The following is a 12290-nucleotide window of genomic DNA, read 5'->3' as shown; positions in this document are numbered from 1 at the left end:
GCGGCCCGGGGTGGGGGGGGGGGGGGGGGGGGGGGGGGGGGGGGGGGGGGCCCCGCCGGGGGGGGGGGGCCCCCCCCCCCCGGGGGGGGGGGCCCCCCGGGGGGGGCCCCCACGACGGGGCCCACGGCGCAATCGACATAATCGGCATATATCGAACCGATACATTCGATCTGTCGCGAAGGCGGGGTGATACCGGTCACACTGGCCTTGGCGGCCCCACCGGGTCGCCGGACCGCCCGGCCACATCCACAGGCCGCCGCTCCGTACGGGAGAAACACCATGCGCCTGAGCACCGCTCTCGTCCCCGCTCTCACCATCGGCGCCGCCCTGGCGCTGGCCGCCACGACGACGTCGGCAACGGCCGGCACCGCGTCGGTCCCGGATGCCGCCGCTCCCGGCATCTGCGCGGAACAGGATCTCCACTTGCGGGCCACGCCCGGCGAGCGGCAGAACGTCGTCCGGATCGACGTCACCAACCACAGCTCCCGGACCTGCGTCGTGGACCGGATCCCGACCATCACCTTCAGAGGACTCGACGGTTCCGCCCAGCCCGTTCCCCCCGCCCAGAGTGCCCCCTACACGCTCGCGGGGGGTGCGCGGGCCTACGCCGCCGCGCGCACGGCGGACCCGCGGGCCGCGGAGGGGCACGTGGTCGCCAGTCTCTCGGTTGCGGCCGACCCCTCCCACCGGGGCGTCACGTTCCCCGCACGCGCGGTCGGCATGCCCGGCGGGATCCACGTCTGGGAGCCGGTCACCACCTGGTGGCACACCTCGCGCGGCGCCGCGGACCGCGCGTTGGCGGACATGCCGGGCTGACGGGCGGGGCGGCCTCGCTCTCCGCCCCACCCGCACCGGTGGCCCGGCCCGACCGGGCGGGCGCTCGGGTCGGACCCGGGCCGTTCCCGCGCTCCGGCCCGCGTCAGCCGTGCAGCAGGACCGGGAACGCCTCCATGTCGTTCTGCGTCATCACCGGGAGCTTGCGGATCTCGTCGTCCGGGACGGCGGCCCGCAACTCGGGGAATCGGGCGAAGAGGGCGGGCAGTGCGATACCGGCCTCCACCCGGGAGAGCGCAGCTCCGGGGCAGATGTGGGGGCCGTGACCGAAGGTCATGTGCCGGATCGGTGTCGGCCGGGTGACGTCGAACTCGTCGGCGTCCGGCCCGTGCTGCTCGGTGTCGCGACCGATGACGCGGTACGAGATCACCACGCCCTCGCCCTTCGCGATGACGTCGTTGCCCACCCGGATGTCCTCGGTGGCGAACCGCATCAGCAGATGGGTCGTCGGGGTGTCCCAGCGCAGTGTCTCCTCGATGACCGTCTCCCACGCGACCTCGCCGTCGAGAACCTTCCGCAGCTGGTCGGGGTGGGCGAGCAACGCCCGTACGGAGTTCAGGATCAGCCCAATGGTGGTCTCGTGACCGGCGGCCACCATCGCCTTGAGGTTGCCGATCACCTCCTCCTCGGTGAGCGGCTCGCCCCCCTCCTCGGCAAGAATGAGCGCACTGGTGAGGTCATCGGTGGGACGAGCGGTCCTCTCGCGGACGAGGGCGGCGTAGAAGTCGTCCAACTCGGCGAGCAGCGCCAGCCGTTCGTCCTGCGGGGTGAGCATCGAGAAGAACGCCTTGTACCGCTTGAGCAGCATGGGGTGTTGGGTCTCGTCCACCCCCATCAGCATGCCGATCACCCGCATCGGCAACGGCTGCGCGTACACCGCCTTGAGGTCGACGGCTCCGTCCTCGCTCCGCGCGGCGTGCTCGGCCAGGGCGTCGAGCAGTTCCTCGGTGAACTTCTCTATCTCCGGGCGTATTTCCTCCAGTCGGCGCGGGGTGAGCGCCTGGGAGGTCTTGGTACGCAGGCGACGGTGCTCGGCACCGTCCACGGTGAACATGGAACGCCCGGCGTCGATCATTCCGATGAGAGGCCAGGCCCGTGTGACCTGTCCGCCCCGCCACAGCTCCCAGGCGTCGATGTCCTTCACCAGGCGTGGATCGAGGAGCAGTCGACGCGCCAGGGCGTGCCGGGTGACGGTCCACGCGGGAACCCCGAGCAGTTCGATCCTGGCGAGCGGGCCGATGGCGCGCAGGCGCGCCGTCTCACCGTCGAGGTCCTGGACCAACGGGTCGATGACGACGGCCCCGTCGGACGAGGCGGTCCCGTGTGCGGCGGCGTGCGGGCAGCTCAAGAGTGCTCTCCTGTCGGACGTACGGGAGTGAACCGGGCGGGCAGCGCGGTCATCCCGCGCAGGAAGGCGGACTGCCTCCGGACGAGTTCCGCCGCCGGTACGGACAGCGCAAGGTCGGGCAGCCGGTCGAGCAGCACCTCGATGCCGGTGCGGGCGATGGTCTCCGCGATCTCCTGGGCGGGGAAGGGGCAGCGGTACTCGCCGTGGCTGAACGCCAGGTGGGCGCTGTTGCCGTGACGGCCGGACGGCCCCGTGCCGGTCTGGAGGTGCTGCCGGATGTGCGGGTCGGTGTTGGCGGCGCCCAGTCCGAGCAGCACCATGTCCCCGGTACGGATGTCCCGTCCGCCCAACCGGGTGTCACGGGAGGCCCACCGGCCGGCGAGGATCTGTGTCGGGCACTCCTCCCACAACACCTCGTTCATGGCGTCGGCGACGCTGTGCCGTCCGTCGGAGAGCGCGACGGCGAACTGGTCGTCGGTGAGCATCAGCCGCAGGGAGTTGCCGATCCAGTCGGCAGTGGTCAGATGCCCGGCGGCGGTGATGGCCATCAGGTCGAGCACGTACTCCTCATCGGTGAACGCGTCCGGGTGGGCCAGCATGCGGGACGTCACATCGGGTCCGGGTGCGGCCCGCCTGACCGCCAGCAGTCGCCGCATGTGCTCCCCGAACCGCAGATGGGCCTCCTGCGCACCGGAGCCGCCGTCCGCGAGATCCCGCAGCACCTCGGCGATGCGCGGTCCGTCGGCATCGGGGAAGCCGATCAGGCGCGCGAGCACGAGCACGGGCAGCGGGACGGCGAAGTCCGCGATCAGGTCGACCGTCCCGCGATGGCAGAAGCCGTCGATGATCCGGTCGGCCAACTGCTCGCAATGTCCCCGCAGTTCGAAGGGCTCGACCTCTTCGAGGGCCTGCCCCACCATCACCGCGTGGCGCCGGTGTTCGGCCCCGGCCGTGAAGTAGATGGAGGGCATCGGCCGCCCGACCATGGGTAACAGCGGCCAGTCCTCCGGCACGTGCTCCCACTGGTTCCACAGCGCCACGTCCCTGGGGAACAGCTCACCGTCGCTGGTGACCTGGTGGAGTTCGCGGTATCCGATGACCAGCCAGGCGGGAAAGCCGCCGGGCAGCTCCACGGGCACCACGGGACCGTGTTCCCTCCGCATGGCGCGGTACACAACCTGCGGCTCGGTGTGGAACTCGGGCCCACTGAGCGGAACCGCGGCCGTACCGGCACGCACCGGGCAACCACCGCCCGCGTTCGCCGTGGACACGGCCGGACCGGGGGGCACGGCGGACGCGGGCGTCATCGTACGAACTCTCCTGTGCCGAGGGCTTCGCTCGTTGCGATGACCGAATGATCAAAGCGGCTTCACTATAGGGAAGTTCGGTGATTCTTTGGGCACTCCTCGCAACTAATGTCACCACACATTCGATCGCAGACGACTGGTTTTGATGCATAACTGCCCAAAGGGAGCGCCCGGCCACCGCGGTCGCGTGCCGCGCCGCACCGGACCGTCAGGAGACGGCACCGGCCACGCCGGTGACGGCCGCGGCTCCGCCGCCGGAGTGCGCGGTGCGGGTGCGCGGTGAGCGACCGCTCCTGGTGACGGCCGAGCCGGACGCCGGTGCGGCGGGTCCGCCCGGTGCGGACCCTGCCGTGTGGGGCTTGCGGTCGGTGAAGAACCTTGTGGAGACGGGAAGGTGTGGTCCGACGGCCCGGGCGGGACGTGGCCCCTCGGGCAGTCGCGGGGCGAACGCGGGCCGGGAAGCGGCTGGTTGGCGGTCGGAACGGATCCGTTCGTGACCACGCGGGCCACGTCGTCCCGCTCGTTCCGGGCGACGGGCGCCGGGACCTCCCGGCCGACGATTCTCCGCACGACGCAGCCGGTCGCGGCCCCGGCTTCACGCCGCGGCGCCGGGCCGACGTCTGTTCATGGGCTTTCGGCAAGACTCCCGGCACCCGGTGTCTACCCACGAGTAACTCCCCCTGCTTGGATGGGCGACGACCGTCGCTCCTCCTCCGCACCGGGAGAACCCGTGCCGCACACCACGATCCGCCGCGCCTGCGGCGTGGCTCTTGCCACCACGCTCGCCGCGGCGGCGCTGGCCGCGAACAGTCCGCAGGCGTCGGCGGCGGACACCCCGTCACTGCGTGTCCTCACGTACAACACGTTCCTCATCGGTACTATGGGCTAACTGTACTTAGGGGGCGGGATGAGTGGAGCGGTAGAGCGGCCGTACGACGGGTGCGGGAGGTGCCTCGTCGGGGTTCGCCGATTGTCGCGTAAATCTGATGCAACGTGGTCACCCGAACGCCAACGAACGAACGTACTAGCAGCCGTGAAAGGCGTGGGCGGCCACGTCATTGGTTGGGCCGACGACTGGGAAGTGTCGGGCGCTGTCGACCCCCTGTCACGGCCGCAGCTAGGTCCCTGGCTCAGGGACAAGCGGGGGCCGTACGACGGCATTGCAGGTGCGGCCGTCGACCGGATCGGGCGGAGTCTCGTCGACTGCCTTAACACCGGATACCGCATGCGCGACGAAGGGAAGCTACTCGTCACATACGGGCACAGCGGACCATGGGACCTGAACGACGTGAACGATGAGAACCAGTTCATCGCTCAGGCGTGGGGCGCACAAATGGAACTGCGCGCCACTGAGGGACGGAACCGCGACGAGACGGTCAAGGCGAGAGAGCAGGGCCGCAAGCGCGGAAAGCACTCCTACGGATACCGCTACGTCCGCCTGCACCCGAAAGCAAGTATCGACCATGTGGCGCTAGACCGGGGCGAAGACATGCCTCCGGATATTCGTGATCGTGAGAACGCCTCCGAAAGGCTGCGCGAGGTAGCGCGCCGCATCCTCGCTGACGAAACCGGAGAAATCACGGAGTACAGCGAGGCCGCGCGGCTCACCCGCGCGGGTGTTCTGTCGCCTGCTGATCACGAACGCGTCATGAGTGGCAAACAGCCCCGCGGAGGGCCTTGGGATGGCGCCGCACTGGTGAGGATGCTTACGTCAGAAGCGGCCCTTGGCTACCTACTACACAAGGGGCGCCCCGTCCTCGACGACAAGGGTTTGCCGATCAGGGTGGCGCCTGCGCTATGGAACCGAGCCACCCACGACGCCCTCATACGAAAGCTCAGCCCGAAGCAGCCGCGCAAGAAGCGAGCACAGTCCGGTACCCATCTCTTGTCTTCCGTCGCGCAGTGTGGAGTGTGCGAGTTCCGCCTCTACCGCACCGGTAGCCCGGTCGCTATGACGTGCAAGTCGCGGTCCAAAGGGCTTTCCGACTGTCGACCGTCGCCCACGATTCAGGTGTCCATCCTGGAGTCTGGTGTCACCGGTTGGTTCCTGGAGACCTTCGGCGGTCATCAGTTTATGGAGACGGTCTATGACGCCGGAAACGGCGTCGAAGAGGAGCTGAGCGAGCTACTGACCGCGCGCAACCGTCTCCGCGACGACCGCGCAGCAGGGCTGTACGAGGACGATGACGACGCCGATTGGTACCGCACGCGATACAGCCAACTCTCCGCCGACATCAAGCGTCTCCGCGCAACGCCAATCCGTCCTGCGGGAATGGTCACGCGACCGACCGGTGAGACCGTCGAATCGACGTGGCGTTCTGCGGTCGACGACGGGGCACGCCGCCAACTCCTCCAGGAATTCGGCGTGACAGTGAAGGTGTGGCCGGAAGGGCATGCGCCACGGTGGGAACCGGTGGTTGACGGCACTGACGTCGACGCCGGTGGGGTGACAGCCTTCCCGCTCCCGCGACGAGACTCAGACTCCACGGGTGCCGTTGGCGCCAAGTGAGCGAACAGTGAACAGCCCCCGCCTGTACTGGCGGGGGCTGTTCTTGTTGGTGCCTATTCAGCCGGCGTGGACCATGGACCGGCCGGGGGACGCTTCGGGAGCTCCGCACCAGGGCGCCCGAGGTACCACCTGACGAACTCACGTAGCACCTTGCCCCGCGGGCTGCGCCCGACGGGATTCATGGACTTCGTCGCCGCTAGAAACGGCTCCCACTCGTCGTCAGGCATGCGCACGCGACGAGGAGTGTCGTACTCGGCCTCTGGCTGCTCGGTCATGGTGCCCACAGTAGCCGATTCGTAGCCACAAGAGGCGCCGCCGTTTGTAGCCACAAAATTCCTTCACAAGTGGGTTATCTTGTAGCCACAAGCGACGTACCTTTGTGGCTACAAACGCAGCGAGGGGCTCGCAGAGTCTTGGCTGACGGCGAGCCCCTCGTTCCCCTGGTAAAAGGAGAGCCCCAGTGTACGCACAGCCCACCCACACCTTCATCACCATCCCCGGCGCCGACATCGTCAGCGGCGACGTACTAAAGCGTCTCCCCGGCGTGCCCGTCGTCGGCGCTGACCCGGTCGACCCCGAGTTCCCGCACAGTCGGACGCTGCACATGGCGGACGGGAGCCTGTACTTCATCGACCCGGCGCAGGGATACGTCGTGGCGCGCGAGATGAACGAGCCCTTCCGTGCAGCTCCCCTGCACGCGAACACTCTGCTCGTCACCGGTCCCTGCTCCACCCCCACAGAGGTCGCGGACCTGACAGCCCACGCCTTCGACGTCACCGATCAGCTTGGCGTCAACACCATCGTCGCCACGTCAACGAGCCACCTCGTCAGCGACTACGCCGGGGTGGTCGTGTCGGGCCCGTCCCTGACGGCGGGCGCCAAGGGGCGCCAGATGGACATCGTGGCGGCCGTCCTGGAGGGAGAGGCCATCGCGCACCGCGTGCCCGTAATCGTCCCGCAGGCGGTCACGGAGGCGGCTCCCTGCGACGCCTGTGGGCAACGGCAGACCATCGCCACCGTGCGGAGCCACTACGAAGAGGTGTTCTGCGCCGACTGCCGGGGGGACGCCCCGGGCTGTTCGTGGTGCCTGGAAGACGATGAGACCGAGCCGGTGTACACAGGCACGGGATTCGCCCCGATGTGCGCCCCGTGCGCCAACGTGGAAAAGGCCCGTCAGCCGTCGGCTTGGAACCTGACGGCACTGGAGCGAGCAACGGCCCCGGACGCCGTCTAACCTAACCCTCCGTGACGATAGCCTCGCGCCCAACCCGGGTGGCGGGGCTTCGCCATGCCCGCTCGTCCGCCCGTCGACGACGCTCTCCGCGCCCCCGGGTCAAACTACGCCCCCGTGCGCCTGCTTGGCGCGCGCTGTGAGGCACTTCCGGGACGGGGCCGTAATCTGACCTCAGTCACTGAGAGCTACATTTCGTCGCCCGAACTCACTCTCCGCCACCGAGGGAATGTCGGACTGGCCAGAAAGGTCAAACTAACCCCTATTCTCAATTTCTCCTATCACGCGTTAGAGGGTTTCAGAAAATAGAGTTAGTTTGACACTTTGGCACCCGCCCTGCCCGGAGGCGGATCCGGTCGACGTGGGGCGGAGCAAGGAAAGGGTGAGGCGGCATCGAAAGCCGCAGACACCCCCCTGAGGCCCCGTGGGCGGTGGGCCGGTACTCGGCCCCAACTGGACCCCCAAAGCGCCCCAGCGTGCCACTGAGGGCGCTCCAGGGGTGCACGTGCCGCCTAGTCAAGGTGCATCGGCGCTCAAGACGGGCCGCAGGTGGGAGCTAGTAACAGCTTCGTAACGCCGTATCCGGCAACTCGGATATACCGGCACGTTGAGCGTCACATGACCACCATAACCAAGTTAAGGGAGGGAAACGCGGCGCGAGAGAGATTACGCTGCGTAGCCGCTCTCCTGTAGCCGCGCCGCCTCCGTCCTTCCTCTCGGCGGGGATGTCGGCGCTTGGCTCCGGCGTCGAGCCGTCGACGGTCGCGAACTCTCCTCCGCGATGTCGATGCGCTCCGCCGGAGCCTTCTTTTTCTCGATATTGGCAGGACGCCAGACCCCCAGACCGACAGGACATCCCAGGAGAAACCCGTGTACGGAACCAGTGACTCCCCGAACCGCTCGCGCCGACAGTGCCCCGGTTGTGCGCGCACACTCACCGTCGACGAGCGGAACTTCTACAAGGACAGCCTTTCCGCAGACGGCTATACCCGGAAGTGCGCCGACTGCCGGAATGAGGCGGAACGCCTCCGCTATCACCTGGAGGCGCCGCAGCGCGCCAGAGCGAAGCGCGTGCGTCGAGCGGAGCGACGGGCGCACTTCGAGAGCATCGGCCAGTACGACGCTGCCTGAGCGCTGCCTACAGCCACACACAGCCCCGCCGGGACCGGTGGGGCTTTCTCATGCCCTGGAGAGGACCACCAATGATGAACCCACAACTCGAAGCGGCCCATGCGTCGGTGCCCGCCATCGCGCAGTTCCACGAACGGAAGGCGCGCGTCGCCGAACTCCTCCGCTCGCTCCCTCCGGTCGACAGCCCCGATGTGGAGGCGAAGCGCGTCGTCGACGAGGCGGTTGCGGAGTTCCTGGAGAGCGGCACTTGGCCGGCTGACGTGGAGGAGCGTGCGTCAGCCGCGTACGCCCGTGCCAGCGGCGCGCGTGCGGTACGAACCCAGGTATCCGAACTCAACCGCCAGTACGCTGATCGGTCGGCCCTGACGTCCCTCCGTGAGGCTTACCGGTCCGAGATCCTGGGGGCACTCGGTGAGCAGCTTGCCGACCTTCTGGCTGAGGCCAGGAAGCATGTGCCCGCACTAGGCGATGCTCGTACGGCGGATGAGGCGCTGTCGGCCGGTAAGGCAGTCGCGGAGGCGTACACCACACTGCGTCCCCTCGTGGCGGACCTGGCGAACATCCGCGCGGCTCAGTGGATCGCCCTGAGCCAGGGTGAGTTGACCGGCCCGGGGAGCTTGTACGAGCGCGCACGGACCAGCGGCCACGGCGACGTGCAGGGGGTCAACGACGACACACCCGCGCGTCAGTTCGACGTGATGCGGCACCACGCGTACGACATGGACCACCTCGTGTGGCTCGCGCAGATCGGCACGGCATACGTGCCGGAGTCCATCGATGAGGTCATTGAGGCGGAAGACGCCTACAGGTCGCGCGGCATCGTCCCCGACCACCGGCCGGTCACCGACCTTTCTCCGAGAGCTTCAACCATCCGCCCCGTGCCACAGCCCAACCGGGACAAACGAGGTACCGCGGAACGTGAGCGCATCGCGCGTGCTCGTTCCGGCCGTAGCTACTAACAGAGGACACGACCATGACCGACCCCAACGCACCAACTCCCCTTGATGGCGACGCACTTGAGCTCGCCAGGCTCCGTGCCGGACTGACCGCCGGGCTCACCCCGGACCAGTCCGCGCGCCTGATCGGCTCGACGGAGGACGAACTCACGGCCGACGCTCAGAAGCTCGCTGCCGAGTTCTCCACCGCCGAACCGATCCCACCCGCTCCACGCGTCGGCGGACCGCGTGGCGTCGACGTCGGGAGCTCCAGGAGCGTCGCAGGTGGCGCCGCTCGCTACCGAGCCCGTCACGGCCTGGACGAGAGCGGCAGTCGGCTGCCAGTGCCGCAGCACACGAACACGGGGCACACCGCGAACCCCTTCGCGGTACGTACATACGCCTGGGAGCGCTGACGTTCCGGGGCTTCGCGAGTCGACTTGCGGAGCCCCGCCGAGATCATTTGATCGGGATCACCCAGGGGGGTATCCCATGATCACGATCTTTGAAGACCGTAAGAGTGCTGGGTCTCGCTGCCTGTACGGGTCTGGAGGATCTGGGGGTGGTCGAGCGATCCGGCCTTGCGGTCGCCCCGGAGGCGGCCGTGTGTGGCTTCCTGGGGGTGCCTGGCGGGCGGGGGAGGTGCGAAAGCGTGACTCGCCGGCCTGAGTGCTGGATAGGTTTCCGCAGGTGAGAGGCTTGAAAGTGTGACCGGCCACCCGTACGATAGACATATGCCCCGGATCTGCGAGCACTGCGGAGGACCACTTGCCGTCATGGCACGATCCCACGCGAAGACGTGCTCGCCCCGGTGCCGCAAGGCACTGTCCCGCGCCAACGCGCGGAAGACGCTCCCCGACGAACTGACGACCCGCGACAGGTGGGTCCGACGGTCTGCGACGAAGGCCCCCCTGACGACTGGCGGCATGCCGGCCTCGTCGACGGACCCGCGGACGTGGAGCAGCTACAAGGATGCCGCCGCTTCGTCGGTCGGTGTCGGTCTGGGCTTCGTCCTCTCGGACGTTAACAACATCGTTTGTCTCGACCTGGACCATTGCTTGAACCCGCTCACCGGGCAACTCGCCCCGTGGGCAGCAGCCATTCTCCGCGACGCGGGCGCCACCTACGTAGAGGTGTCCCCGTCCGGCGATGGGCTGCACATCTGGGGTCGCGCTGACGTCCGCCATGGGCGCCGCATTCGACGCCCCGACGGCACGGCCGTAGAGATTTACGGGACCGGCCGGTACATCGCAATGACGGGGCGCCGACATGGCGACACCCCGTCGATCCTCGCGGATGTGTCCAGCGCGGTGCGGGCGTGCCAGGGCGGGAACTGAGAAGTCCCCGACCTGACGCTTCTTATTCGCGGTTGTCGATTTCTGCACGTCGACGAGCCCGCTTCTTCGCTAGCCTGCGGGCACTCCTGCGCTTCTGCTTACGGGCTCTCTCCTGCGCCCGCTGTTGCTGCCGCTCGTGCAGAAGCTCTTTTCGGTGGGCGGAGTTCTGCGGCCACACGGCGTGGATGAAGCGCGGAGCACCGAAAACAAGGATCCCGAGAACCGCGACGCCCAAGACGGCCCACCAGGGTGCCGTATCTGGCAGGGAAAACATGATCTGAACCTTCCGACCTTGAATGGTCGGCGGGTCACTCAGGCAGCTAGTACGACGCTCCCCAGCGTGCTGCGGTGGTGCCCGCCCCGGTTGATCAACACGGGGACGGCAGTGTTCGGCCCTCTCGGGGCGATACCTGGGGATATGTCGATTGGATCTGACTTCCAGTCGGAGTGATCCGACTCCGGAAGTCTGGTGGTCGACCTGAACAGGGCAAGGAGGAGCGCCGCCACGATGAAGCGCAGGAGGCAGGCGAACAACTCAGCTAGCGCCTCCAGATACTCGCGGGCTGCGGAACGGAGCTCATCGACAGTTGTAGCCGACCGCATGCGTTCGCGGGATTCGTCGGCCCTCGACTGGGCCTCGAAGTAGCTAAGCAGGGAGCTGTACGCCTCGGTTTTGCCACCGCCCACGTGGAGGAGGACCTTCATGGTGCGCGCAGATTCCCTGTTTATCCGTCCTGCTCGTTGGTACAGGGCGGGCAGGAGCATCTCTTCAAACGTTTCGTCGTAGTTCATGTTCACCTCCTCTCAAGTGCCTGCGCACCAGTCTACCGCTCCAGGCTGACATACCGTCTGCCGCTTACTAACCCGTCACATGAGGGCGAGAGGAGGACCCGATGGCCGGACGAGGCCCCGCACCAAAGGACCCATCCAAGCGCCGCAGGATCGTCTAGCGCCCCGGGCGCTGCACCGAACAACAACCCAAGAGACCACCTGAGCGGCCCGTAGCACTGCGCTACGCGGCCGTTTTTTATGCCCTGGAGGGGCGATGAGCAACACCAGAGAGGACGTGTGCGCACGCGACGGATGCTGGTTCCGCACAGAGCTCGTCCTCGTAGCCAACATGCCGTTGCCGACGGCACACTGTAGTGACGCATGCAGGGATTTCGACTGGCTGCGCAGGGGGCTGGATGCCCTGGACCTGACGCCCGATGTCGCCGCCCTGTACACCAACCTGCGCGCCGTCGCTGACGCCCTAGATGCCCGTCAGGATCCCACCGACGTCGGCCCGCTGCCGGGGGTGTGGAATGCCGGATCTTGACGTTGTAGACGGCGCAGCCGTCGACGTGGTTCCCGTAATCCCGCAGTTCCACGCCAAGCTGAAGGCCCTCGTCCTTCCGATTGCTGACCGGGTCGGTGAAGAGGCCGGACGCCGGATAGGGGACGCGATATCCCGCAGCATCGTCGTCGCCATTCCCGATGCCATCACGCGAGGCGGCCGGGCTGGGGCCGTGGCGGCCGGCCGTCAGGGGGGACGACGCCGGGGGAGCGTTCTCCCGGAGCCTTAGACCGTGTCCTATGTGGTGAGTCGGGCGAGTCGTTTGTAGCAGCAGAGGGCGGCGGCGAGGCCGAGGAAGGCGAGGTAGTTGCGGGGGTGGCGT

12 protein-coding genes are annotated in these 12290 nt (G+C 67.9%); 9 read left to right on the top strand and 3 right to left on the bottom strand.

All coding sequences use genetic code 11. The annotated features are described in order from the left end of the window. Positions 1 to 279 precede the first annotated feature (279 nt). Positions 280 to 816 (top strand): DUF4232 domain-containing protein, encoded by a 537-nt coding sequence (locus ACF1CT_RS25495; RefSeq protein ID WP_391786271.1) that lies wholly within the window; start codon positions 280 to 282, stop codon positions 814 to 816. Between the two features lie 103 nt (positions 817 to 919). Here ACF1CT_RS25495 and ACF1CT_RS25490 read toward each other — a convergent pair whose 3' ends face one another. Both ACF1CT_RS25490 and ACF1CT_RS25485 read right to left on the bottom strand, forming a co-directional pair. Continuing rightward, complete coding sequence (locus ACF1CT_RS25490; protein ID WP_391786270.1) at positions 920 to 2182, bottom strand: cytochrome P450; 1263 nt, start codon at positions 2180 to 2182, stop codon at positions 920 to 922. Continuing rightward, positions 2179 to 3489: a cytochrome P450 gene (locus ACF1CT_RS25485; RefSeq protein ID WP_391786269.1), complete on the bottom strand. Its 1311-nt coding sequence runs from the start codon at positions 3487 to 3489 to the stop codon at positions 2179 to 2181. Before ACF1CT_RS25485 ends, ACF1CT_RS25490 begins: the two co-directional genes overlap by 4 nt. Before the next feature lie 730 nt (positions 3490 to 4219). Between ACF1CT_RS25485 and ACF1CT_RS25480 the strand changes: the two genes are divergently transcribed. From ACF1CT_RS25480 to ACF1CT_RS25450, 7 genes are all read left to right on the top strand, one after another. Beyond that, the gene (locus ACF1CT_RS25480; protein WP_391786268.1) at positions 4220 to 4378 is read left to right on the top strand and encodes a hypothetical protein; all 159 of its coding nucleotides are present in this window, start codon (positions 4220 to 4222) and stop codon (positions 4376 to 4378) included. An 18-nt stretch (positions 4379 to 4396) separates the two neighbouring features. Next, positions 4397 to 5998 carry a recombinase family protein gene (locus ACF1CT_RS25475; RefSeq protein ID WP_391786267.1) on the top strand — a complete coding sequence of 534 codons (1602 nt, stop codon included), beginning with the start codon at positions 4397 to 4399 and terminating at the stop codon, positions 5996 to 5998. A 460-nt stretch (positions 5999 to 6458) separates the two neighbouring features. After that, complete coding sequence (locus tag ACF1CT_RS25470) at positions 6459 to 7232, top strand: hypothetical protein (RefSeq protein ID WP_391786266.1); 774 nt, start codon at positions 6459 to 6461, stop codon at positions 7230 to 7232. Positions 7233 to 8099: 867 nt separating this feature from the next. Further along, positions 8100 to 8360, top strand: a complete 261-nt coding sequence (locus tag ACF1CT_RS25465; protein ID WP_391786265.1) for a hypothetical protein — start codon at positions 8100 to 8102, stop codon at positions 8358 to 8360. A 71-nt stretch (positions 8361 to 8431) separates the two neighbouring features. Continuing rightward, a complete protein-coding gene (locus ACF1CT_RS25460) occupies positions 8432 to 9319 on the top strand; it encodes a hypothetical protein (RefSeq protein ID WP_391786264.1) in 888 nt (295 codons plus the stop codon). A gap of 14 nt (positions 9320 to 9333) precedes the next feature. Further along, positions 9334 to 9711, top strand: coding sequence for a hypothetical protein (locus tag ACF1CT_RS25455; protein WP_391786263.1), 378 nt, complete (start codon positions 9334 to 9336; stop codon positions 9709 to 9711). A gap of 318 nt (positions 9712 to 10029) precedes the next feature. Next, positions 10030 to 10632 (top strand): bifunctional DNA primase/polymerase, encoded by a 603-nt coding sequence (locus ACF1CT_RS25450; protein WP_391786262.1) that lies wholly within the window; start codon positions 10030 to 10032, stop codon positions 10630 to 10632. A gap of 312 nt (positions 10633 to 10944) precedes the next feature. On the opposite strand, the gene ACF1CT_RS25445 is transcribed toward ACF1CT_RS25450, so the two are convergent. After that, a complete protein-coding gene (locus ACF1CT_RS25445) occupies positions 10945 to 11424 on the bottom strand; it encodes a hypothetical protein (protein WP_391786261.1) in 480 nt (159 codons plus the stop codon). A gap of 253 nt (positions 11425 to 11677) precedes the next feature. Between ACF1CT_RS25445 and ACF1CT_RS25440 the strand changes: the two genes are divergently transcribed. After that, positions 11678 to 11950 (top strand): hypothetical protein, encoded by a 273-nt coding sequence (locus tag ACF1CT_RS25440; RefSeq protein WP_391786260.1) that lies wholly within the window; start codon positions 11678 to 11680, stop codon positions 11948 to 11950. The last annotated feature ends 340 nt before the right edge of the window (positions 11951 to 12290 follow it).

The organism is Streptomyces sp. NPDC014734, assembly GCF_043083325.1.
Classification (GTDB): domain Bacteria; phylum Actinomycetota; class Actinomycetes; order Streptomycetales; family Streptomycetaceae; genus Streptomyces.
Note: the sequence above shows the minus strand (reverse complement) of the source record. Positions and strands in the feature narration are given on the sequence as shown.